18 protein-coding genes are annotated in these 25,778 nt (G+C 38.2%); 12 read left to right on the top strand and 6 right to left on the bottom strand.

Annotated elements, in window-relative coordinates; all coding sequences use genetic code 11:
* On the top strand, positions 1-849 hold the full coding sequence (locus KO513_RS17185; protein WP_215914484.1) for an SDR family oxidoreductase: 849 nt from the start codon (positions 1-3) through the stop codon (positions 847-849).
* A gap of 26 nt (positions 850-875) precedes the next feature.
* Here KO513_RS17185 and KO513_RS17180 read toward each other — a convergent pair whose 3' ends face one another.
* The 4 genes from KO513_RS17180 to KO513_RS17165 form a co-directional block, all read right to left on the bottom strand.
* On the bottom strand, positions 876-1,970 hold the full coding sequence (locus KO513_RS17180; protein ID WP_215914483.1) for an aldose epimerase family protein: 1,095 nt from the start codon (positions 1,968-1,970) through the stop codon (positions 876-878).
* A gap of 122 nt (positions 1,971-2,092) precedes the next feature.
* On the bottom strand, positions 2,093-3,082 hold the full coding sequence (gene gap, locus KO513_RS17175) for a type I glyceraldehyde-3-phosphate dehydrogenase (protein WP_215914482.1): 990 nt from the start codon (positions 3,080-3,082) through the stop codon (positions 2,093-2,095).
* Positions 3,083-3,284: 202 nt separating this feature from the next.
* A complete protein-coding gene (locus KO513_RS17170) occupies positions 3,285-3,731 on the bottom strand; it encodes a DUF1348 family protein (protein ID WP_215439303.1) in 447 nt (148 codons plus the stop codon).
* A gap of 54 nt (positions 3,732-3,785) precedes the next feature.
* Positions 3,786-4,346: a TetR/AcrR family transcriptional regulator gene (locus tag KO513_RS17165; protein ID WP_215914481.1), complete on the bottom strand. Its 561-nt coding sequence runs from the start codon at positions 4,344-4,346 to the stop codon at positions 3,786-3,788.
* Positions 4,347-4,713: 367 nt separating this feature from the next.
* On the opposite strand from KO513_RS17165, the gene KO513_RS17160 reads away from it, so the two are divergent.
* The 3 genes from KO513_RS17160 (at position 4,714) to KO513_RS17150 (ending at position 9,375) form a co-directional block, all read left to right on the top strand.
* Positions 4,714-5,976 carry a cell envelope biogenesis protein OmpA gene (locus tag KO513_RS17160; RefSeq protein ID WP_215914480.1) on the top strand — a complete coding sequence of 421 codons (1,263 nt, stop codon included), beginning with the start codon at positions 4,714-4,716 and terminating at the stop codon, positions 5,974-5,976.
* A 172-nt stretch (positions 5,977-6,148) separates the two neighbouring features.
* On the top strand, positions 6,149-8,008 hold the full coding sequence (locus KO513_RS17155; protein ID WP_252735934.1) for a PorP/SprF family type IX secretion system membrane protein: 1,860 nt from the start codon (positions 6,149-6,151) through the stop codon (positions 8,006-8,008).
* Between the two features lie 725 nt (positions 8,009-8,733).
* A complete protein-coding gene (locus KO513_RS17150; RefSeq protein ID WP_215439307.1) occupies positions 8,734-9,375 on the top strand; it encodes a response regulator transcription factor in 642 nt (213 codons plus the stop codon).
* A 140-nt stretch (positions 9,376-9,515) separates the two neighbouring features.
* Here the strand turns inward: KO513_RS17150 and lpxD are convergent, their stop codons facing one another.
* The gene (gene lpxD / locus KO513_RS17145) at positions 9,516-10,511 is read right to left on the bottom strand and encodes a UDP-3-O-(3-hydroxymyristoyl)glucosamine N-acyltransferase (RefSeq protein WP_215914479.1); all 996 of its coding nucleotides are present in this window, start codon (positions 10,509-10,511) and stop codon (positions 9,516-9,518) included.
* 282 nt (positions 10,512-10,793) lie between these two features.
* On the bottom strand, positions 10,794-11,747 hold the full coding sequence (rlmF, locus tag KO513_RS17140) for a 23S rRNA (adenine(1618)-N(6))-methyltransferase RlmF (protein WP_215914478.1): 954 nt from the start codon (positions 11,745-11,747) through the stop codon (positions 10,794-10,796).
* Positions 11,748-11,919: 172 nt separating this feature from the next.
* Between rlmF and KO513_RS17135 the strand changes: the two genes are divergently transcribed.
* The 8 genes from KO513_RS17135 to KO513_RS17100 all read left to right on the top strand — a co-directional run bounded on the left by KO513_RS17135 (position 11,920) and on the right by KO513_RS17100 (position 25,727).
* On the top strand, positions 11,920-13,218 hold the full coding sequence (locus tag KO513_RS17135) for a DUF2254 domain-containing protein (protein ID WP_215914477.1): 1,299 nt from the start codon (positions 11,920-11,922) through the stop codon (positions 13,216-13,218).
* 152 nt (positions 13,219-13,370) lie between these two features.
* Positions 13,371-14,003, top strand: coding sequence for a nitroreductase family protein (locus KO513_RS17130; RefSeq protein WP_215914476.1), 633 nt, complete (start codon positions 13,371-13,373; stop codon positions 14,001-14,003).
* Between the two features lie 51 nt (positions 14,004-14,054).
* On the top strand, positions 14,055-15,245 hold the full coding sequence (locus KO513_RS17125) for a DegT/DnrJ/EryC1/StrS family aminotransferase (RefSeq protein ID WP_215914475.1): 1,191 nt from the start codon (positions 14,055-14,057) through the stop codon (positions 15,243-15,245).
* Positions 15,246-15,366: 121 nt separating this feature from the next.
* On the top strand, positions 15,367-16,152 hold the full coding sequence (locus KO513_RS17120; protein ID WP_215914474.1) for a 3-keto-disaccharide hydrolase: 786 nt from the start codon (positions 15,367-15,369) through the stop codon (positions 16,150-16,152).
* Between the two features lie 379 nt (positions 16,153-16,531).
* Positions 16,532-19,576, top strand: a complete 3,045-nt coding sequence (locus KO513_RS17115; protein WP_215914473.1) for a SusC/RagA family TonB-linked outer membrane protein — start codon at positions 16,532-16,534, stop codon at positions 19,574-19,576.
* Positions 19,577-19,593: 17 nt separating this feature from the next.
* On the top strand, positions 19,594-21,243 hold the full coding sequence (locus tag KO513_RS17110; protein WP_215914472.1) for a RagB/SusD family nutrient uptake outer membrane protein: 1,650 nt from the start codon (positions 19,594-19,596) through the stop codon (positions 21,241-21,243).
* A gap of 106 nt (positions 21,244-21,349) precedes the next feature.
* Complete coding sequence (locus tag KO513_RS17105; RefSeq protein ID WP_215914471.1) at positions 21,350-23,404, top strand: glycosyl hydrolase 115 family protein; 2,055 nt, start codon at positions 21,350-21,352, stop codon at positions 23,402-23,404.
* Positions 23,405-23,417: 13 nt separating this feature from the next.
* On the top strand, positions 23,418-25,727 hold the full coding sequence (locus tag KO513_RS17100; protein WP_215914470.1) for a GH92 family glycosyl hydrolase: 2,310 nt from the start codon (positions 23,418-23,420) through the stop codon (positions 25,725-25,727).
* Positions 25,728-25,778 lie beyond the last annotated feature (51 nt).

Here is a 25,778-nt window from a genome sequence, read left to right as displayed (position 1 = left end):
ATGAAAATTGCAGTTACTTCAGCCAGCGGTCAATTGGGTTCTTCAATTGTAAAGCACCTTATTGATGCGATAGGAAAAGATAATGTTATAGGTATAGCTAGAACTCCTGAAAAGGCAGAATCTCTTGGGGTTGAAATTAGAAAGGGAGATTATAACAATCGTGAGGATTTTGATGTTGCTTTAAAAGGTGTAAATGCGGTTCTGTTAGTTTCTGGTATGGACGACCCAAAGAAAAGAATACAGCAGCATAGGAATGTTATTGATGCGGCCAAGGCAAACGGTGTTAGAAAAATAGTATACACCAGTATCGTTGGAGAGGAGAAAGCGTCTGCATTTAGCGCTGTTGTAGAAAGCAACAGACAGACCGAAAAGGATGTGAAGGATTCGGGAATGCAGTGGGTCATTGGAAGAAACGGAATTTATATAGAACCGGATTTGGAATATATAGATACATATATAAGTGAAGGTGAAATCCAAAATTCTGCGAATACCGGAAAATGCGGTTATACCAGTAGGGAAGAATTGGGGTATGCCTATGCGCAAATGCTTTTAAAGGCAAATCATAATGGTCATATTTACAACCTGGTGGGTGAACCCATTACCCAAAAGCAACTGGCAAATTACATAAATGGTGCTTATGGTACGGATTTAAAATATACTTCTGTATCCGTTGAAACTTATGAGAAGGAACGTAAAGAAGCACTAGGGGAGTTTATAGGCACAATAATAGGCGGCATTTATCAAAGTATGAGAAATGGAGCTTATGATGTACCATCCGATTATGAAAAAGCTGCGGGAAGGCCGCATAAATCGCCTAAAGAAATGATAGCCTACTTTAAGAATGGTTAAAGGGAATGGATAGTAATATCCTCCCTTTATTTTTCAATCCCGAAATCGTAAATTATAGTTTCCATATATTTTTCTCCTGGTTTTAATAGGGTAGAGGGAAAATTAGGATGATTCATGGCATCGGGAAAATCTTGGGTCTCTAAGCAGAGTGCCATGTGAGGTGTATAAGCGATATTATACTTTCCTGTAATATTATCAAGGCCGTTACTTGCGTAGACCGTTATTCCCGGCTGTGTGGTAAATACTTCTAGCTTTCTACCGGATTTGGGTTCTATAACTTCAGCGGCCTTCGTCATTTCATCACTCTTTTTGTTCAATGCGTAGCAATGGTGATACCCGTTAAGGGGAATATCATGAACTTTATCACCTACTCGTGTAAAGTTAGATAGGTCCCAAGCCGTACCTTTTAAAAAGGGTAATCTTCCTGTAGGGGTAATGTCTTCATCAAATTCGGTATACCTGTCTGCATCTACCATAACCCTATGATCATAGATTAAGTCCTTGGCACCATTCAAGTTGAAATAACTGTGGTTGGTCATACTTACATGCGTGTCCTTATCGGTTTTGGCTTCAAAGGTGATATAAATTGAATTGTTCTTCGTCAGAAGGTAAGTGGCATAAACATCAAGATTACCTGGAAAACCAAAAGAACCATCTGGAGACAAATAATGGAACTGTAAACCATCGCCTTTTTCGTTGGAGACAACCTTGGCGTCCCAAACGGCATCCCTAAATTCATTGCCGCCGTGAATAGCAGTGCCTTCTTCGTTAGCAGAAAGTTTATAAACGGAATCATTCATAACAAACTGCGCATTTTTTATTCTATTGGCATACCTACCCACGGTTGTACCAAAACTAGGGTGGTCTTGCAGGTAATCATCCAAATTGTCAAAGCCCAAAACTACATCGTCTAGTTCTCCGTTTTTATCCGGTACAAAGAGCGAAGTAATGATGCAGCCCATATTCATAATCTGCATTTTCATGCCCGTAGCATTGGTAATGGTATAAAGAGAAACCTCCTTACCTTTTACAGTTCCCCAGTGTTCTTTTTCTATGGACTGTGCTTTTACGGTAAAGTTGATGAACGTTAAAAAGGCTCCTATGTATAGTGTTTTTTTCAAAATTCGAAATTTAAAAATCGCATCAAATTACGAAAAACAAAAAGGCGCATAAAGTAAAAACAGGTCAAACTATAAAGCTTGACCTGTTTTTTGAAATTGAATTATGAGTAATTCAGTTCTATTTATAAACTCTGTATTTGGCGTATCATCTGATTGGTGAAACCCCATTCGTTATCGTACCATGCCAAAACTTTGAGTAAATCGCCATCCACTACTTTGGTAAGGGAAAGGTCTGCAATGGAACCATAAGGGCTTTTAATAATATCGCTAGAAACCAAAGGCGCGTAAGTGGTCTGTAATACCTTTTTGTAACGGTCCGTTTGTGCTTCTTCCTCCAATATGGCATTGATTTCTTCTGCGGTCACGGTTTTTTCGGTTACAATAGTAATGTCCGAAATAGATCCAACCGCAACAGGAACACGTACCGCCATACCATCAAACTTACCCGCATATTCTGGTAATGCTTTTGTGGTTGCTACAGCAGCTCCCGTGGTGGTAGGTATGAGGTTGTTAATACCGGAACGTCCCATTCTAAAGTTCCCTTTGCTGGGAGAATCTACCATGGCATTAGAACTGGTATCTGCATGTATGGTAGTCATTATAGCCTTTTTAATTCCCACACGACGCCCTAAAATTTCTATAATAGGGCTAATGTTATTGGTGGTACAACTGGCACAGGAAAAGATACTGGTCTTACCATCCTCAGAGTTAACACCGTGAACAACAGTTGGTATTTCAGGACTTTTAGCCGGACCTGAAAGCACCACAGTTCTGGCTCCGGCTTTGATGTGCCTATCCGCATCGTCATATTTAGTAAAAATACCGGTACTCTCGATTACAACGTCTATATCCAGTTCTTTCCAAGGGAGGTCTTCTGGATTTCTTTCGTTAAAGAATTTAATGGCGTTGCCATCTACTATAAGTTTACCCTCTTCAAAATCAACTGATTTTTCAAATTTACCATGAACACTGTCAAACTCCAATAAGTAAGCAATGTTCTCAATACTGGCAATATCATTTACGGCTACTACCTCTAATTCCGGAGTTTCAAGTAATACTTTTAATGCGGTACGGCCAATACGGCCCATTCCATTTATAGCTATTTTTTTCATAGTCTAATTTCTATACTATTAGTTTTTAGGTTTAGTAGACAGCCATTATTTATTGTATGTCATCTACACTCTGTTTGTCGTAAATGAACCCTGAAACCAACAATCTCTTCGTTAAATTGAAGTTAATGCCAGGGTTTTGTTTTACGGTTCCATAGTACAGAATAGGAATGCAAATGTTGCGCTCAATAAAATATTTTATGTGTTATAAATCTTGTAAAATATTATGTAGGTCTTGAGATATAGGTCTTGCACTATCTTCTATAGAGGAATGGTTAATTCTCATAATACATTTTTCTATGAGTCCTTCTTCATCAAATTCAAAGATTTCGTTTCCATAGGAGCAAAACCATTTGTTATTTTCAATTCTGTAGTCATAATCAAATTGAACCGCTATGCTTTTATCCGTATGGGCCATATAGGTTTTAGTTACTTCAAAATCCAATTCTTTCTGCCATTTGCGTTCAAGGAACTCTTGAACTTCTCTACGGCAGGATAGAAGGGTAGATTCGTTAACATACCAATTGCAGTCCATGGAGTATATCATGGAAATTTGGTGAGGGTCTTTTGTACTCCAAGTCTCTTCAATTAAATGAACTTTTTGCTTGGCTGTTTCTAGGGTGAAGGGTGGGTTTTGTAGTAGTTGTTTCAAAATGCGTTGGTGTTAGTTCTACAGATTGCTCTGTATGATAGTTTTACATAGTGTTTAACGGTTTAATAATTTTTCACAAGCTTTTCTGCCGGCCAAAATGGGCCAATTATTTTTTTGGATTTGAGAAAGAATAATAGCTCCTTCCCATAGTACTAGAATTTCATCGCTCAATTCCTTTATATCCTTCTTATTTGGTTCGGCTTTGTTTAATTCATTATATATAAGTTGTCGAATTTCATTTTTGTTCATATAGACCATCTCTTTAATAGAGTTCTGATCTTTTGGGATATCCGTAAAAATATTCTGAAAGCCACATCCTCTGTATCCTGATTCCTTTAACCAGTCAATTAAAAAATCAAACATGGAAAGAACCGCATCCGCGCCAGGCTCTTCTTTGTCCATATTACTCTTTAAAAGAGACATCACCATTTTGTGTTGCCTTTCCAAATACGCAACGGCAATAGCTTCTTTAGATTTAAAGTGCCGGTACATACTATCTTTTGATACTTCGGCGACTTTTAAAATCTTATTGATTCCTGTTTGGTTATACCCGTCTTTGTAAAACAATTCACAAGCCGTTAATAGTATCTTATCCTTTACGGTTTCTTTTCTCATGAATTAAAGGTAGCAGGACTATTATAAACAGACAAGTCTGTACGCTTCAACAAAAGTAGGAAAAATATTAATATGCTACACTATGCTACTTGTTAAAATTTTTACACTTGTTCTTTTCTGCGTTGATTTTTAGTTCTTTAGTGATTTTTTGATATGAACGCTTTTTTAAAGATTACTAGTAGTTACTAGTAATAAAAATGTTCTTTAATCTGATTTTTTTGCTCTTGAACCGTAAAAAATGCAGTTTATCGATGATTTTAACATAAAAAAACGCGATTTAAGTGAAAACCTATGAATTATTACTAAGTATAGATAGGAGAGTTTTATAGAACTTTGTCGAAGATATTAACCCCTAATCGAATTTATTATGAAAAATGCGCTAACCTACAATGTGCTTTTTGCCTGCGTTTTTTCGTGCTGTTGCAGTTCTATGGACGCTCAGTATTCTAGTAGTAGTAATGCTACCGAGATTCACCAGGCTAACAACAAGAGGATGGAAAATTATCAATACCTTAAAAAACAAGGATATAAGGATAAAGCCATCTTTGAAGACTTGGGTAATGCCAACTTCTTGAACAAAAACTACGATACCGCCTTGTTCTGGTATGATAAGTTAAAAGAAGTAAGCAGTACCGGCTCTTTAAGTAAGAATTATCAGAAGCGTTATGACTACGCTATGGCCAAATATCAAAATATTGGATCAGCTACCAGTTCCGATATGAATGATTGGGTCGCTCAAATTGAGTCTGATTATAAAGTAAAAAAACAAAATTCTAAAAATTTTTTAGATCAACCTTTAACAGAAAGGTATAGAGAATTAGATTTTCAACGTAAGGACGGTCAGTTTATAGTAGATGACCAGACCATAGTTGAGAATGAACTAAGGACTTTCCTAGGTGAGGAGACCGAAGATCATAATGGGTATAAGATGCCCGTTGCCGTAACTCCGGACGGACAAACCGCTTACTTTAGCAAAAAAGTGAAAATAAAACCCTTGTACGGTGTTTTTTCCAAAAGTGAAGAAGTACATAAAATCTTCAGGGCAGATAAAGTAAATGGTGAATGGAAGAACCTTAAAGAAGTTGCCGTAGCTCCCAAACATGCGTCTGCAATGCATCCTTCTATATCATCGGACGGTAAACGTTTATTCTTTGCCTCCAATATGCCAGGAACTTTTGGTGAGTATGATATTTATGTATCTGCGATCCGTAAAGACGGTAGTATGGGTGTGGCCAAAAACTTGGGTCAAAAGGTAAACACTAAAAAAGATGACCTGTATCCTAATGTAGTTGGCACCAATACATTGTTCTTTGCTTCCGAAGGAAGAAAGGGCCAAGGCGGATTGGATGTTTATATGACACAAGTTGGTCAAAAAAGTGTAGACCTAGCCGTTAATCTTGGTAGCCCGATCAATAGTGGTGAAGATGATTTTGCCATATCGTTCACATCGGCCAATGGTAAAGGCTATGTAATGTCTAACCGTGGTAACAATAAATCCTCGGTTCAGAAAGTAGCTTTCACCTATGCCAACAAAAGACGCGTAGAAGACGAGGGCGAATATAGAGCGCTAGAAGCTTTTAATGTAGATTCCAAAGCAACGTACACTTCCAATTTGTTTGAGGAAGATTAATAAAAATGGGGGATAAGATAAAGCCGGCGATTACCGTCGCCGGTTTATAACCCAAATTTAGGTAATCTAAATGTTCTAAGAAATGCGGACATCTACCACAAGAGTTCCGAATTTCAAAACTATAGAATTCACCGTATTACCACAGTTTTCAATAATCCCAAATATCACTACCATGAGCCACAAAAAAAATAATATCAACACAATTTTTCTGCTCCTTTTACTAGCTGCCATCTTTGGTACGCAGTCTAACTACGGACAAGAAGCAGTTACAGAGATCAATACTAAGAGCACCTATCACAACCAGTTGTTCTTTAACAGATTTTTGATCAACCCAACGTTTTCGTTGGTTAGAGAGAACAAATCGTACATAAACATTCTTCACAGAAACCAATATGCTACGTTTGAAGATAATAATCAGAACTACTTTTTAGGTTTTAGTAACAAACTTAATGATCATGCTGCATTAGGAATTAGTGTATATAGCCAATGGTCCGGGGTTGTTCAGGAATTTGGATTTAATGCCAATTACGCTACGGCCGTAAAATTAGGAGATGAGAGCAGATTAACTTTTGGCACGAACATAACCTACTATACAGAAGGGCTAGACCAAAATAGAATAGTTGTAGCAGATACGGATACAAAAATTTCGGATGCTAAGAAGGAAAGTAAGGTAGCGGTACAACCAGGGGTAACCTTGTCATTGGGCGGGTTTGATTTTGGACTTTATGCAACTGACCTTTTTAAATATAACCAAACTACAAATGAATTTTTAACGAACTTAAGTACCAAGAGTGTAAAAGCTTCGGTACAGTATTCTCACCAGTTTTTGGCCAATAGAGGTCTTTTTGCCAACGCTCGTTTAATGCCAATGGTTCAAGTTGGTAAGAACAAGGATGGCGGATTGGGATATGTAGGTTCTATATTATTGGACTTGCCTAGCTACGGTTGGTTTCAAACAAATTTTGATGATGATTATGGCCTTTCCTTAGGTTTAGGTTTTAACCTTAGTAAGCGTATGTCCTTAGGGTATTTGTTAGAAAAGGATTTAATGACAGATGATGCCGATTTAGGATGGAACCATGAGGTATCCTTAGCCTATACTTTTGACAACCATGGCTCTAGTATGGACACCTTTGCAGATGGTTCTGAAGATGCTAAAGTAGACCGTATCGTAAGAAATTATGAGGAACAGATTTTAAGATTAAAGGAAGAGAGTAAAAAGAACAGTCAAAGAAACAATTCATCTCTGGCAAATAGAAGCTTTAAAAATACAATTTCTACTGAAATAGAGGATGAAATGAGCGGTATGGCTTATGAAAACAGATTGATTTTGGATGAGATGATCTTAAGACAAGACTCTATTGATGCCGCAAGAGATGCAGCTTTTGAAGAACGCTTAAAGTCTTTGGTAGACGTATTGAAACAAGAAATTAAAGAGAACCTAAAACCACAAATTGAAGAAGATGTGGAGCCTGTTCCGCAAGAATACACGGCTTTGGCTGCAAATACAGAAAATAATACTTCTAAGAAAACAATAGCTAAGCAAGACAATGAAGCAAGATTTAATGATGTACAGGATTTCTTGGCCGCCAATGACACGCAAATGTCAGATAGTACTAAAGAAGTAGAGAAGACTGTAGAAGTAGTGGCAGAGACTCAAACAAAGCCAATTGTAGAAGAAGGCGCAGATAAGAAAGAAATTAAGGATTACGTAAAGCTTCCTATCAAGATATTGAACCAGTCAGATATAGTGGGTGTAAAGTCCGGATATTACGTAATAGCCAATGTTTATAAGAACAAAAAGTATTTAAATGCCTTTATGGAGACTTTAAAGGAGCAAGGTCTTAACGCTAGACAGTTTTACAACAAAGAAAACGGTCTGCACTATGTATACTTGGCAGATTATAATTATAAAGAAGATGCAAAAACAGCTTACGTTTCCAATTTAAACGGAAAATACAACGACGAAAAATGGATTATGCAAGTAGATGATCATTCTGCAGTAGTGAACAACATGTACGAAGATCAATAACAATATTAACTTATGGTTAGTGGGACCTGATTTTTTGGTAGAAAATTAGGCTATAAACAGCGGGGGAGGCTCCGCTGTTTTTTTTGTTTTTTACCACTATTTTAATAGGTTTCACACCTTTTTTAACTCTTTTTTTGATTTTTAAATATCGATAATTGGTACGAAATTACCGATATAATGCAATGAGATAGGGACTTTAGCGGTAGTTTAACGAAAATGGGCGATCATACAGTAAGCGCATAGGAAATAATTCTTAAGTTTGATTATAATCATACCAAAAGTAACCTATTTATTAATCCCCAAATCTCACAAACCATGTACCATTATTACCTACAACAGCACCACAAGCAAAGCACACTTGATCACTTCATAAAAGTGCAACATCTCTGCGTCTGATAGAGATAAAATTTCAAAGCAATCATTTTAGGTTTTAGCGCCTTACCTACAGCACTAAAACATAACGATTCACCCAGCGTATAGCGCGTATATCTGTTTTAGCTTTAAACTAAGACCCGGCAGAATACTGTCATAACCATAGGTCTTTTTCTAAGCTTTAAAAGAACGGATAACAAAATCTCTTGATTTTTTAATCACAGGGAAAGAGCCTTCTTACGCCCAAATTTGAAAAAAATGTCGCTTTACCGAGCGATTATCTATTAATAGTTAACCCAAATTTAACCAGGTATTCTGTTGGTTTTCAATAGATACCAAAAAATCCCACTACCATGGAATCAAACATTTTAAAAATTATCGTGATCGATAATGATGTAACATCGCATGAATCTTATGAAATGTATTTTAGCTCTTACACGGAGTATTCCTTAAAAGGAATCTATACTTCGGTTAAAGAAGCTTTGGCAGATTACGACCGTATTTCTCCGGATATTATTTTTTCCGAGGTTTCATTGCCGGAAATTAATGGCATAGAAGGTATCCGTCTTTTTAGAAAGAAGGATCCTAAGGTAAAGATTATCATGCTCAGCGCCCAGAACAATTTTGACTTGGTGAAAAAGGCGTTCAAAAATACCGCAAATGGCTACCTATCCAAACCGGTGACTGAACGCGCCCTTTATAATGCCCTAGACTCAATCAAGTCAGAAGGCGCTACCATGAGCAATGATATTATTAGTCAAATCATTTCAAAGTTTCAGCGTAAATCCAATGAATTTTTCTCAGAAAGAGAAAACCAGGTAATAGATTATTTGTGCCAAGGAGCCACATATAAGACCATTGCCGAGAAATTATTCGTTACCGCAAGTGCAATCAATTTTCACGTGCAGAACATCTATTTAAAATTAGATGTCAATTCCAAATCGGAAGCGCTTAGAAAGTTACAAGAATTGGAATATTCCAATGCACTGGTATAAAAGCAGGAATAGTTGCTTTTCCTTGGAGGTTCAATAGGAGGACCTCCAGCTTATAAAGAAAGCTTTACATCTTGTATGTAAAGCTTTTTTTTATGAAGTCTGTATTTGGATATTAGGCTTTCTTTTTACTGATAAACATGCTATTTATTTCTTACTAGCCTTCTTATGGATGCCCATTCTTTAAGCATATCCCTAGCATCTTGTGCAGGGTAGCCCAGAACGGTTTTTCCTGCTTCTACATCGTTCATGACACCGGACCCGGCCCCAACGCTTGCTCCGGAATGTATAGTAGTGTGATCTTTGATTGAAGCACTGCCCCCAATGATAACACCATCTCCTAATGTAACAGATCCGGCAAGCCCGCTATGTCCGGCCATTATACAAAAACGACCCATAACGCTATTATGCGCTATTTGAACTAGGTTATCAATTTTACAACCATCTCCAATAATAGTGGCACTGAATTTTGCCCTGTCTACACATGAATTGGCACCAATTTCAACATAATTGCCAATGATTACATTTCCTATTTGAGGTATTTTCACCAGTCCTCGGCCATCATCACTTGGTCTATATCCAAAACCATCTGCGCCGATGCTTACATTGATATGAAAAATACAGTGACTGCCAATAACGCAGCGTTCGCGTATGACCGTTCCTGACCAAACTGTTGTACTGTCTCCAATTAAGGTTTCATCAAATACGCATACATTAGGGTACAAAATTACATTTGCCCCTAATTCTACATCTTTGCCTACGTAACAATTGGCTCCAATTTTACAGCCATCACCAATTTTTGCGGTTTCATGTATAACGGCGGTAGGATGTATGTCCGTATCAAAACTGGGAGTAGAAGGTTTGAAAAGGGTTAAGATTTCGGCCATTGCCAAATCCACATTTTTCACCCTGATAAAGGCTCGGTTATCTCCAGGTTCAATGGTAGATTTTGGACATACAAGTGCCGCACAGGCATTTGAGGTAGCCCAAAATTTAGAATATTTGGTATTTCCTATAAAGGTAATTTGATTTTTATTCGCTTTTTTTATTTCTTCAGGACCTTCTATTTGTTGACTGGTTGAGCCAATTAATTCGCCTTTTAGAATGTGGTTAATTTCACTTATTGAATAAGATGTCATTGGTTTAAGGTTGGTTAGTTATTAATTAAACAGAAAAGTGAAATCAATATTGCTTTAAAAGCAAGTATGTTACTGTTGGTTATGAATTCATTCTTAGTTATTTAGCAGGTCTTTAGTATAATGTTGAGAGGACTTGGCCATTGAATTATCAATTCTAGGTGTTCTGATTATTCATAGCGAATATACAATGTGATAAACATTGCTATTTGTCACATTTTTACGGGAATATAGTCAAAAAATAGTTGGTTGATGATAAAACTATCAATTAGAGATCAATATTCGTTACCATCTACTCTTTCGCCATTGGTCTTGTTCTTCAGCCGAAAGAAAGCTCCAGGCAACAATTCGGCTAGATTTATTGCCAGTTCCCATAGGGATTGTTTTAACAGTTTGTGCCTTAACTTTTTCCAATAATTTATATATCCGCTTAAGGTTGGATTCTTTTGATACTAAAGTTGAAAAAAGAAAACAGCTCTGCGCTAATTTTCTACTTTCCCATATCATATTTTCTATGAACCTGGCCTCGCCACCATCATAAATGAGTTCGTTTCCAACCCCGGAAAAATTGAGTTCTGGTGTTTTTACCTTTTTTCCGGAAAGGTTTTTGATTTTCCTCCGTGTTCCCTTTTGTGCCTCCTCAATTGAAGAATGAAAAGGAGGATTGCTTATGACCACGTCAATTTGCTGTTCTGGGGAAAGAACCCCACGAAAGATATCCCTGGCGCTCTTTTGTAATCTACATTCAACTTTTCCCCTGAGCGATGGGTTGGAACTAACAATTTGCTTTGCCGATGCAATTGATTTTGGGTCAATGTCCGAACCAAAGAATTGCCAACCGTATTCTGTAACTCCAATAATAGGGTAGATACAACTGGCCCCAATACCTACATCAAAACAAGAAATTTTTTCACCAGTAGGTATTGTTCCCAAATTAAATTTGGCCAACGCATCTGAAATGTGGTGAATATAGTCCGCTCTTCCGGGAATGGGAGGGCATAAATTTTCATCGGGAAATTCCCAGTTTTTAATATCGTAATAATGGTTCAGCAAAGCTGTATTCAAAACTTTTACCGCACGCGGATTGGAAAAATCTATGGATTCCACCCCGAATTTATTCGGCTTTATAAAGCTTTTTAACTCTAGGTTGGATTTTTTTAAGGCTTCTAGATCATATCGTTCCCTATTTCTGTTGCGAGGGTGTAGACGCGCTTTTTCTGCTGATTTTTCTGAGGACATGATTTACTTTAGAGTTATAAAGATTTTCAATAGTGCCTAAATTTAATAGCATATTTACGCATATTGTTAGTTGTTAAAGTGGCAAGATATAAATAACGGGCCAACTTTTTGGATTGGGTTACTTTAATAATATTCAACAACGTAAAAAGGGCGCTAAAATCTGACTGTAAGAATGAAAAGAATTATAAAATTTTTACAAAGAACATATAGACATGTGTTGCGGAGTATTGCTTTTTATCCAGTCCTTATTTCTGTATTATGCGTCATTCTGGCAATCTTGGCTTTAACGGTTGAAAATTGGGAAGTGGTAAGGTCTATTAAGGATAAGGTGCCTTATTTGTTTATTCAGGATTATGAAACGGCCCGTTCTATTTTATCGGTTTTTATTGGAGGGATAATTTCACTTACTGTATTCAGTTTTTCAATGGTTATGGTTGTGTTGAGTCAGGCGTCATCCAATTTTTCACCCAGATTACTTCCCGGACTGGTTTCTAACAGTAGACATCAATTTATTTTAGGCATGTATGTTGGTACGTTGCTTTACTGTATCATTATCATTACTTCTTTGGGTGCTCGTGGTATAGATGCGGATACTATGGGGCTTTCTACCATGTTTGCCGCAATACTTTCGTTAACCTGCATAGGATTGTTCGTTTATTTTATACATAGTATTTCAGGAGCCATTCAAATTCAGAATATAATAGATAAAATTTTTAAAAGGTGTAATGCTTATGCAGATAATGTTTTAATGAATGCCGATACAAAAAAAATAGCCCTGCAATATGTTGATACCTCGGGCTGGAAGGTCTTAAACAGCAACAAGACCGGTTATTTCAGGGGATTTGATAGCAAACTGCTTCAAAAGTCAATTGAGAAACAAGAAAATCAGATTGAGGTTCTACCATACCTAAATAAACATCTATGGGAAGGAATGCCCATATTAAAAGTAAAGGATACAGTTTCTGACGAGGAGATAGAAAACCTAATGTTCTGTCTGGATATTTCATCTGACCGTCATGAGGATGATAAAGGTGTAGGAGGGATGATTAAATTAATGGAAATCGCGGTAAAGGCTATGTCACCAGGTATTAACGATCCGGGAACGGCTATTGATGCTATTGCCAAATTAGGAAGGTTGTTGCGTAAATATCTGCAATTTCCGCATATAACTTCACAACCCGTAGAGAATGGTAAATGCGTTTTAATATATCATAGTATAACAGCTGCGGAACTAATGCGCACTTTGGTCCAACCCATAAGGTTATATGCAAAACAGGATAATACCGTTATGCATGAATTAATAGGTGCACTTCATTTTGTAACTAACGGCGCCAACATTTCGGATGAAAATAGAAAGGTTGTGTATATGGAGCTTGAAAATCTAAAAGAGGATATTAAATCGAATATTGGTAACGAGACCGATAAAAACCAACTTCTAGCGCTTTATGAAAATGGGATAAACCAATTTTAGACAAGGTTGGAGTAGATTGGGCGGTGTTTTATAATTATCCTATTTTTGCGAAAGATTGGCTAAGAAAACATAGTACACCGTTGTATGTATGCTTCTACCCATAATAGGGCCAATTATCATTTTCTGTCAAAACGGAAACTAAATAAAGTAATTTGGATTCTATAAAATATTTGGAGTGGCGTTATGCCGTAAAAAAGTTCGACTCGGAAAGAATACTTTCAGAAGAGAAAATCGAACGATTAAAACAAGCTTTTAACCTTACCGCAACTTCTTACGGCCTACAGCCCATATCCTTGGCCGTGATACACAATAAAGACCTTCAAAATAAACTGGTAGAGCATTCTTTTGGTCAACAGCAAGTTGGGCAAGCGTCTCATGTCTTGGTTATTTGTATTCAGAATGACATAAACGAAGATTATATTAATCGCTATTTTGAGCAGATTAGAAAGGTAAGGGGAACGAGCGATGAAATTTTAAATCCGTTCAAAAATGCTATGATGGCCGATTTTTCTAAAAAAGAGGTACATGAAATAGAGCAATGGTCTAAAAACCAAGCGTATTTGGCTTTGGGAAATCTTTTAACCGTCTGTGCAATGGAAAAAATAGACTCGTGTCCTATGGAAGGTTTCATTCCTTCCGCCTATGACGATATGCTGAATTTAAAGAAAAACGGACTCACATCTGTTCTGGTACTTCCCGTGGGATATAGAGCTAATGATGACATGTTTTCGGAATTTAAGAAAGTACGCAAGAATATAGAAGAAAGCATCATTGAGATAAATTGATGTTTTTTTTACCTAACACCTAACACCTAACACCTAACACTTAGAACACATATGCCAGGATTTGAATTATTTGGAGACAAGGAACGCCAACAAGTAAACGACGTATTGGATTCCGGAGTGCTCATGCGTTACGGTTTTGACGGAATGCGTAATGGCCACTGGAAGGCACTTGAACTGGAGAAAGTCCTTGCTAATAAAATGCAGGTGAAACATGCCCAGTTGGTGAGTAGTGGTACCGCGGCGTTAACGGTAGCCTTGGCAAGTGCTGGGGTTGGAGCTGGTGATGAGGTCATAATGCCCACATTTACTTTTGTGGCTAGTTTTGAGTCTATTTTGGCTATTGGTGCCGTTCCTATTTTAGTTGATGTAGATGACACTCTGGCGTTGAATCCTAAAGCGGTAGAAAACGCCATAACGGAACGAACAAAAGTGGTTATGCCTGTACACATGTGCGGTTCTATGGCAGATTTAAAAGCCTTAAAGTCCATTTGCGACACGCATAATTTGTTATTGCTGGAAGATGCATGTCAGGCAATAGGAGGTACTTTTGAAAACAAACCTTTAGGCAGTTATGGAGACTTAGGTTGTTTTTCTTTTGATTATGTGAAAACCGTTACTTGTGGGGAAGGTGGTGCAGTTATAACCAACAACGACGAATATAAGACCAATGCCGATCATTATTCCGATCATGGTCATGACCATGTAGGAAAAGATAGGGGAGCGGAAACCCATCCGTTTTTAGGATATAACTATAGAATTTCAGAATTGCATGCGGCCGTAGGTTTGGCCCAAATAGAAAGGTTGGACGAGTTTCTGGCTATTCAGAAGAAGAATTATTCGGTTTTGAAGGAAGCTTTACAAGACTTGGCCAATGTAGAATTTAGAAAAGTTCCAGAAGGAGGAGAGGAGAGTTATGCATTCCTAACGTTCTTTCTTCCGGATGCCCAAACAGCAAAAAAAGCCCATGCGGAACTTGGTAAAGCAGGAGTGGACGCCTGTTTTTATTGGTATGATAATAATTGGCACTACTATCGTGAATGGCAACACTTAATAGAGAAAAAGTCCTTGGGTAAACTACCGGCTGAAGTGTACCGGCAATTACCGGATTATTCAAAATCCGATTTTTCAACATCGGACCATTGGGTAGGTCGTACCGTTTCTTGCCTAATCAAATTAGGGTGGACCCAAGAGGAGGTAAAGCAACGTGCTCAAAAAATGCGAGAGGTTATTTCTAGGCTTTAATCTATTAATTGAATAGTACGGTACATATTTCTTCAATAGATAAAATTTCCTTTTAAGAAGTTATAACTATATTTAGTTTTTTTAAAATTATACTGAACCAAAACAAAATGTAATTACCATTATGAGCTCAAAAAAATATTTTTTCTTTTTGGCCGCTGCGGCCCTTTCGTTTCAAGTAACGGCACAGAAACATTCTAGTACTCCTCCGGAAGTATCACCAATGCCAATGAAGCCGGAAATGACCGAAATCTGGGAACCGGAAGTCCCTGTGGTAACTCCCGCAAAAACTTTAGGCGATGCCCCTTCCGATGCCATTATTCTGTTTGATGGAAGTAGTCTTGATCAATGGGTTAGCCAAACAGACAATACCAAGCCCGCACCATGGAAAATTGTTGATAACGATCATTTTGAGGTAGTACCTGGATCGGGCGGTATCAGCACAAAAATGAAATTTGGTGATTGCCAGTTGCATATTGAGTTTAGTGCACCGGATAAGGTAGAAGGAGAAAGCCAAGGACGTGGCAATAGCGGTCTATTTTTACAAAATAGATATGAGCTACAGATTTTGGATTCGTACAATAATAGAACCTACCGTAACGGACAAGCAGGAAGTATTTACAAAGACCATGCGCCATTGGTTAATGCAATGCGTAGCCCATTAGAGTGGAATACTTACGATGTGATCTACAGAGCACCAAGGTTTAAAAAAGATGGCACATTGGATTCAAAAGCTGAAATTACGGTGCTTCATAACGGTGTTTTGATTCAGAACCATACCGTAATAAATGGAAACACCTATTATATAGGCCTTCATAATTACCCTTCTGCTCATGGAGATGATGTTATTTCATTGCAGGACCATGGTAACAAAACCCAGTTCAGAAACATTTGGTTAAGAAAATTATAGAACACAAATTTTCGTCTGAACAGACGGTAATTTAGAGTCTTTTTTAAACTGAAAAACCTCTTGGATTCACATGAATTCAAGAGGTTTTTTTTTGGGGATTTGGGTTGGTTGGTGATAGAGTTTTGTATGGTTGTAGCATTCATGTAATAAAGGAAGCAAAATCCTTTTTCTATAAATATGAGCTCTAAAATTGAATGATTAGCAATGATTTGATGGAAATTTTATCAAACTGAAGGTTTTTTATAAGTATTTGAGATATATGTTAACCCCTTGTAACATGGGGTGTTGCGGGATTCATCCATGTTTTTGAATAATATGTCCATAAGGTTGGGAGGTAAGAAGCTTAGGTTTGGACTAATGTTCAACTAACTTAATTAAAATGAAAAAACTCAAACTTTTAATGGCATTCCTCTTTATAGGGGTGACAACTGTTTCATGGGCACAGACACAAATTTCGGGTGTCATTGTTGATGAGGCAAATGTACCTTTGCCAGGTGCCAGTGTTTTAGTAAAAGGCACCAGTAATGGTGTTGTATCTGATTTTGATGGAAATTTCACGATTTCGGTAGCTGATGGTAATGGAATTTTAGTGGTTTCATATATTGGTTATGAAACCAAAGAAGTTGCTCTAGGAAGCGCATCAACATATACCATAGAATTGGTAGAAGCCTCAACGGGCCTTGATGAAGTTGTGGTCATTGGTTATGGTTCTGTAAAAAAGAGCGATTTAACCGGTGCGGTGGCTTCATTGGATACGGAGACCTTAACGGAACAAAAGAAAACGGATATAGGCCAGGCCATACAAGGTAGGGTTGCCGGTGTAGATGTGCGTACGTTGAGTTCTAAACCAGGGGCGCCACTTTCCATAAAAATTAGGGGTAACACGGTAATTACCAATACCAATGCAAGTCGTGATGGGGTAAGTGATAATCTCAACGATGACCTTTCTAAACCTTTGTACGTAGTAGATGGTATTTTCTTTGAAGATATTAACGTGTTGAATCCTGCGGATATAGAACAAATGGATATTCTTAAAGATGCTTCGGCCACCGCAATATATGGGTCTAGAGGTGCAAATGGGGTTGTAATCATTACAACTAAAAATGGTATTGAAGGTAAAACCGTTTTTACATATGATTCTTCTTTTGGCCTTCGTACCGCTACTAATGTTCCCGATTTATTTGACGGTCCAGAGTATGTACAATATGTTGACGATGTTTTAAGGGCAAGAGCTTGGAAAGGAAATGGTTCCGTAGCGGATTACAATAATGTGGTTATAGACCGCTCTACAGAATTCCAAAGTTCCAATGAGGAAGCGGATAATGTTGCCAACGGCAGGTATACGGATTGGATGAAGCTTTACCGTAAAGCAGGAATTCAAACAAGTCACACTTTGGGAATGTCCGGAGGTACTAACGGTTTGGTCTACAATGCATCTTTAGGGTATTTAAGTGATGAAGGTGTAATGGGAATTGAGGGATACGAACGGTACAACATAAGTGCTTCAGTTTCAAAGAAAGTTTCGGACAAGGTTACAGTGGGTGTGAAGGCCTATTTAGCATTTGCGGAGCGTGAAGAAGGTAGTAGGGAACTGTTTAGAAGTACGCTTCGTTTGGCACCAACCGTAAACCCTTTCGATTCGGACGGAGAACCTATTTTGTTTCCAGATGATCAAGATCTTCGTTTCGTTCACCCAACTTATGATGCAGAAGGGGCTTGGAGGTTAAACACAAAGACTTTAGATGTAATCGCAAACGTATTTTTAAACTATAAGCCTACAAAATGGTTGAACTTTAAAACACAGTTTGCGCCTAATATAACTTCGCAACGTTTTGGTGAGTACCGAGGCCTTTTGACCAAATCATCGCGTAACGATCCTAGTAGAATACAATCTCACTACCAGTCAGATTTTAATACCGCTTATACGTGGGATAATATACTGGATTTTGATTTTGATTTGGCTCCAGATCATAATTTAAAGACCACTTTAATTTCTTCCATTTATTACAACAATAAAGAAGGTAGCGATATACAGGTCAGAAATTTTGATACGGATGCCTATCTTTTCTATAATACCGAAGGGGGTACGGATATACGCAATTTTGGTAGTTTCTATCAAAAAGAAACTTTAGCTTCCTTTGCAGGTCGTTTAAATTACTCCATTAAAGATCGGTATTTGTTTACGTTTACCGGAAGATATGATGGTTCTTCAAAATTATCTGCTGGTAACAAGTGGAATTTCTTCCCATCAGCTGCATTCGCTTGGAGAGCTAGCGAAGAAGCTTTTCTTCAAAATGCAGATTGGCTTAACAACCTAAAGTTACGTGTTAGTTATGGTGAGGCCGGTAATGACAGTACTGTAGATGCATACAGTTCGTTAGCGTTTCTTTCCGCTTCAAACTATCTTTTTGGAGAGAATGCCAGTGTAGGAAAGACCGTTGCTGGCTTACCTAATGAAAATTTAACTTGGGAAGTGTCAAAGGAATACAACTTAGGTTTAGACCTTTCTATTATCAACAATAGAATAGGTTTAGGTTTTGAATATTACAACAAGAAAACAGAGGGTAGTATTCTGGCCAGAACCTTATCCAACATATCCGGTTATAACAGTGCTCTTGGTAATTTTGGTTCTGTTCGTAATAGCGGTATAGAGGTAACTTTAAATACGGTTAATTTTAGAACGGATAATTTTTCATGGAGAACCAACTTCAACTTTACAAAAAACAAAAATGAAATTGTAGAGATTGATGGTGATTTGGATGAAATTCCCTTTGGTGATCATGGAGTTTTAAAAATTGGAGCACCTGTTGATGCTATCTGGAATACTGAAGTTGCTGGCATTTGGCAAGTAGACGAAGCTGCAGAGGCGGCTAGTTTTGGTGACCTTCCCGGTCAGTACAAATTTGTTGATCAGAACAATGACGGAACAATTGATCAGGATGATAAGGTGTTGCTAGGTCAAAACTCTCCGGATTGGATTGGGGGTATGACCAATACTTTTAACTACAAAAACTTAGAATTAAATGTACAGGTGTACACCAGACAAGGTTCTTACGGACATTCTGAGTTCTATCAGAATTTCTCAACATCGGGAGACGGTGCCGTTTTTAATAGTTTGGACTTAAACTATTGGACACCTAACAACCCAGATGGTACTTATCCCATTCCAGATTATGGAGATACAGGTTGGACGTACGAAGACCTTTCTTTTGTGAGGGTGGGTAATATAGGTTTAGGTTATCAATTTCCGCAAACTTTGGCGGACAAGTTAAGAATGTCAAGATTAAAAATGTCCTTGGATGTACAAAACCCGTTCACATTTACGGACTACAAGGGGCCCGATCCAGAGACTGCGCTTCAGAACTCTTACAACATGACCTATGCGGTAAAAACAGTTTTATTAGGTCTTAAACTTGCCTTTTAACATTATAAAAAATTAAGATGAAACTAGATATAAAAATAAAGCACATAGGCGTCGTACTACTTGGTATGATTACTTTTAGCGCATGCGATAGTTATATTGAAGAAGATATTTTTTCTGATATAACAAGTGAAAACTTTATTGATGAAGGTACGGCCGATCAGTTGGTCGTAGGTGTATATTCCACCCTGAGGGAAGTATATAAAGACTATAATCTGCAATTTTTGGGAACGGATTTATTTACGGTCAAAGCCGAATTGAATTCTGTTTCTGCAGTCAATGATTATTTTGGTTTTGATTCCGGTGTTGGGGGCTCCTTATGGACAAAAAATTACAATGTGGTGGCCAAGGCCAATACTGCCATTAACCGATACGAAAACCAGATAAGTTGGTCTGAATCAAAATTGGGCGATAAAGCATATGGGATTGCTCAGGCAAAGGCGTTACGCGCTCTGGCATTCTTTAATATGGTACAACAATATGGCGGGTTGGTTCTAGATTTAGAAGAACCTACTAGCATTCGATCGGATTATACGAGAAGCTCGGAAGAAGAAACTTATAATTTGATTATTAGTGATTTAGAAGACGCTATCCCAGTTTTACTAGATGAGCCTGAAACGGGTAGATTCTCGAAAAGAGCCGCTCAACATTTACTGTCAGAGGTATATTTAACAAGGGCATATACTTCATTCGGAAGTACGGATGATTTTAATACTGCGGCAGCTCTTGCCGAGGAAGCAATCGGGTCATACGATATTAGAAGTCAATCTTACGCCGAAGTTTTTGCATATGACAATCAGGAAAACGATGAGATTTTGTTCGCTATTCAATGGGGTACCAATGGGCTTGCTACTGATCAAGTGAATACCAAGCATTCCATTTTTATGAATCAGGTAGCTAATTATCCAGGAGTGAATAGAACTACAACTCCCTATGGTTTTAGTGATTTTAATGCAATGCCTACTCCGTTTTTCTATTCCCTACTTGCGGATAATGATAGCAGGGACGAAGCAACACTACACAGGGCCATACTTGCAGATGGGGATGAGCCGGAAGGGCCTGATCCAATTGTAGCCGGAGATACAATTGTATACTACCCTAAAGTGGCCTTGGATGCTGTAGAATTGGCAGAACGCTTGGACAGATACTGGGTTTACCAACCCGATCAGTATTTATTTGGACAACCGGAAAATGTACCTGGTGTAAATTATTTGTACTCTTTGAACCCGGAACGTACCAACTTTCCTATTTTCAAAAAGTTTGATGATGAAATTTTTAGTGAAGCCACGGATGGTGCCCGCGATACCTTTGTCTTTAGGGTAGCAGGGACGCACTTACTGGCTGCCGAGGCTTACTTGGGTGCTGGAAATCCTTCAGCGGCATTAACCCATTTAAATATCGTTAGAGAACGTGCCACCGGAGTAGCTAATGAATACACATCAGTGACCATAGATGATATTCTAAATGAGAGGGCTGTGGAACTAGCGGGTGAAGCCAACAGATGGGCTGTGCTAAAACGTACGGGAAAATTGGAAGAACGTATAAACGCCCATAATCCACATGTACAGGATCACGGTGCTTTTGACCCTAACGTTCATCTTTTGAGACCTATTCCTTCTAGTGAGTTGGAACTTTCGGATGGTTCTTTGACCCAGAACCCCGGATACTAGAATAATTGAGTTTAGTTAATTTGAGTTGATTGAATATGGGCGGGAGTGGTATTCCTGTCCATATTTTTTAAAAGGACGCTAGTCCGTACATGTATATTTAAGATTCATGATGAAGATGTTACCATTTAGCCAAAGATTTTGTGCGCTATTCTCGCTGTTAGGACTGTTTCTTTTGTCTTCCTTTAGCATAGAACCATCACCAATTTGCTATGTTGTTATCGGAAAGCAAGTAAGTAAAACTGAGATAAATGTAGCCGAAGATTTACAAAAGGATTTGGAAAAGGTGTTATCGGGAGAGGTGGCAGTGGTAAATGATATCAATATAGTTCCTGAAAAAGCGCCGGCAATTCTTATAGGAACGCCACAGTCAAATTCTTTGATAGCCACTTTTAATCAATCCAAAAAAATAAATATTACTACTGAAAATCCCGGTCCCAGAGGTGGCATTTGGTCAAAAGTAACTAGTAAGAAGAGGAAAGAGATAATTGTATTGGCCGGTTCCGATATGCAAGGGCTCCAATATGCCATTTATGACTATGCCCAAGAAATTTTGGAGATTGATCCATTGCAATATTGGACGGGAAAAGAAATTCCAAAAAAGAAAGCAATTGACCTTTTTGCCTTTTCGGAAAGGAAAATAGTACCGCCAAAAGTACCGATTCTTTGTTATTTTGAGAATGATGTAGATGAGCTGGCCAATTATAGGGGTAAGCTGTTGGAGTATGATTGGGAGAGTTATACGGAGATGATAAATTCACTGGTAAGACTCAGGTACAACGCTATTCAATTATTTGATATGTTGGGCAGACCGGAGTTTTTTATTCGTCCTGAATACCAAGACCTAACGGACTATAAAGTAGATGTAGACTATGTTGAAAAGATGATAGACTACGCGCAAGAAAAAGGAATGAAGGTGGCGATAGATTTTGCGCTGGGCTATCAAATACATCCTATGTCCGCAGATAAAGCTACCTGTTGGAAAGACTATAAAGAAGATTGGTTAACAGCTTGGCGCTATTATTTAGAGGAAACCCCACTTAGAAAAACAGATATTTTTATTCTTAGACCACGACATCAGGTATGGGATTGGGAGTATGAAAGTAGTTGTGGAGAAAGTAAAATTGAAGTATTCAATCAGGTTTACAAGGCTTTTGGGGATTTGGTAGATGAGTACAAGCCCAATGCAGATAAAGTGTTGGTGTGTTACTCAGACGGTATGGAAATGTGGAACGATGGCTTTAGACCGCCAAAAGATTGGATTGTTGCCTGGTCCGACCATGGTTTTGGAGATTTTGAGCATCTCCCAAAAACCACGGACGGCTATAACTTTGGGACCTATATGCATGCAGGTTTTTGGCTGAACCATACCGTTCACAATCCCTATCCAGAGAAGGTAGAATCTATAATGAAGGATATGTTCAGTACCTATGATGCAGATAAGTTCTGCCTGGTAAACGGACAGAATTTTAGACCCTTTCTACTAAATATAGAAGCCTATTCCGAGGTCTGTAATGACCCTGATAATTTTGAAGCTGCTTCATTTTATAGCAAATGGACCAAACGCTATTTTAATGACAACAGTGCTACCTTGGCCGTATCTTCAATGAAGTTGTTACATGAGGCACAACCCAATCGGATTGGTTATGTGCAGCACCTTTGGGAAATTAGGGAGGCCATTTCTTATCTATCGGACAGCCCTATACAAAGACCGGGAAAATCACCTGTTTCTCATGATTACAACAGAGTTGAAAATGATTTGGAACATGTACAAGTCATTCAAGAGCGTATAAATCTAGCGGTAAAAGAAGCTGAAAAGGGCCTTGAGCTTGCTACAGAAAATGAGACTTTTTTCCATGACTATATTTATTTGCCTGCGGTATTATATCAAGATTTAATTCAATTTGAAAGAACGTTGCATCAAATGTCCGTTTTAAAGAAGGAGTATGAAGATGTTCCTAATGAAGCCTTACTTACGGATATTAAAGCGTTATTGCCTCAAGCTAAATTGCAATTAAAAGAAATCTATGAAAATAGAAACAGTGGCGATAAATCAGCAAAATGGGATAATTGGTACAACCCTAAAATTAGAAGACCTAACAATGGTTTTCCAACTTTTAAAATGTTGGAACAAATTGAATCAAATCTCAATTCAAAAAGTTAAAGAAACGTATTATATGAGTTTATTTTCAAAAATTTCTTTCTACGGAATCTGTCTCCTGCTAATAATGGCATTCACATCTTGCGAGACTAAAGTAGAGTCCAAACAAAAGGTAACCGCTTTAGAGCCTGTGGATTTGGTCTACCCTCAATTGGACACTGAAAATTCAAGATGGTTTTTCTTTTCATCTGCCAGTAGACCTTTTGGCATGGTTAATCTAAGTCCGGATACAGAGGTAGACGGTGCTTGGGGAAGTGGTTACCGATATAAGGTGGATACCGTTCAAGGATTTAGCCATATTCACGCTTGGCAACTTTCCGGTCTGTCCGTCATGCCCGTTACCGTTGATGATTCAAATGCAAAATCCATATACACAGATTTTAAATCAAAATTTAGCCATGACAAAGAAAAAGTAGCTCCAGGCTATCACGCCTTGGAACTGGAAAAATATAATATAGATGTAGAGCTTACGAGTACCAAAAGGGTAGGGCTACACAAGTATTCCTTTCCTAAAAACGGAAAGAGGGCAGCCGTACTTTTTAATCTAAACGGAATGCTGGGCCCCAATAAAAATACAGATGGACTACTGGAACAAGTAAATGAAACTTCGTTACAGGGTGAATTGCTAATTGCAGAAACAAGTAGGAGGCCTAAGGCCACAAAACTTTTTTTTACTATCGACTTAAATACAGAGATTGCTTCCCTAGAAAAAGATGACCAGACCGGAAACTATTTGATTTTTTTGAAAGAAGGGGCAGATGAAGTTCTTATGAAAGCGGGTATATCCTATACCTCAATTAAGAATGCCAAAGGTAATACCAATACGGAATTGCAGCACTGGGATTTTGACCAAGTAGTTAAAGACTCTCAATCAGAATGGAACACGTTACTGAGCCGAATAAAGGTTGAGGGCGGTACTGAAATTGCTCAAAAAAGATTTTACACGGATTTGTGGCATGCGTTGCAAGGCCGCAGAATAATTAGTGATGCTGATGGCGCCTACCCGGATAATACAGGAGAATCTTTTAGGGTAGGCCAATTACCGCTCAATAAGAATGGAAAACCTAAATTTAATCATTACAATTCGGATTCGTTTTGGGGCGCACAATGGACTTTGAACACCCTGTGGGGCTTGGTGTATCCTGATGTTATGGAAGAATTTGTCCACTCTATGTTACAATATTATAAAGATGGCGGAATGGTACCAAGAGGGCCATCCGGCGGAAATTATACCTATGTTATGACGGGAGCATCATCAACCCCATTTATAGTTACGGCAATCCAAAAAGGAATCATCACGGAAGATTTAGATGGTATTTATGAAGCCTTAAAGAAAAATCATATGTCCGGCGGTATTATGGCAAAAGCGGGCTATGAGCACAATACCATACTTGGTGGTGGACTGGAGTACTATTTGAAAAATGGATATGTGCCGCACCCCATACCTGAGGGTAAATTTGGGGGACACCAAGACGGGGCAAGTATGACCATGGAATATGCCTACCAAGATTGGACCTTGGCACAGTTGGCGAAAAAACTGGGAAGAAAAGAAGACGTGGACTATTTTTTAAAACGTTCGCAGAATTATAAAAATGTATTTGACACTTCTATAGGTTGGATGAGACCTAAGGATGTAGATGGCAAATGGCAGGAAGATTATAGTCCCTATGAGCATGAAAACGGATTTATAGAGTCCAATGGCGCACAATCTACTTGGTTCGTGCCACATGACCCGGAAGGGTTGGCCCAATTAATGGGAGGGAATTCGACAGCCGTAGAAAAATTAGACCAACAGTTTAAAACGGCCCAAAAATTGGGGTTTACGGCAGGGAATTCCCATGCACAGGAATTGCATCCGGAGTATAGAAACATTCCTATAAATTATGGAAACCAACCTTCTATCCAGACCGCATTTATATTTAATAAATTGGGTAGGCCGGACCTAACGCAATATTGGTCGCGACAAGTAACAAGTACTGTCTTTGGAGGACTTTCCCCATCCACGGGATATAACGGAGATGAAGATCAAGGTCTCATGGGTAGTTTAGCGGTATTGATGAAAATAGGTCTGTTCCAAATGAATGGCGGAACAGAGGAGAACCCTAAATATGAATTTGGAAGCCCCAGTTTTGAGAAGGTTAGCATAACGCTTCAAAATGGTAAAAACCTGATTCTAAATTCTCCCGGTACCAGTAGTGGCAATGTGTATGTGAAAAACATTCAATTGAACGGGGAAGCTTACGATGAGTATAATATTACACATGATTTGCTTAGTAAAGGAGGTACACTAGATTTTGAAATGGCTGCGGATGCTGTTCTAGAATAAACGCGGTTAATCTTGGTGTTGTTTTTTAAAAGCTTAAATTGTGTAGTAGCA

Origin of the sequence: Zobellia sp. B3R18 (assembly GCF_018860715.1) — a bacterium.
GTDB classification, from domain to species: domain Bacteria; phylum Bacteroidota; class Bacteroidia; order Flavobacteriales; family Flavobacteriaceae; genus Zobellia; species Zobellia russellii.
The sequence above is the reverse complement of the archived record's forward strand: the minus strand, read 5'-3'. Positions and strand labels throughout refer to the sequence as shown.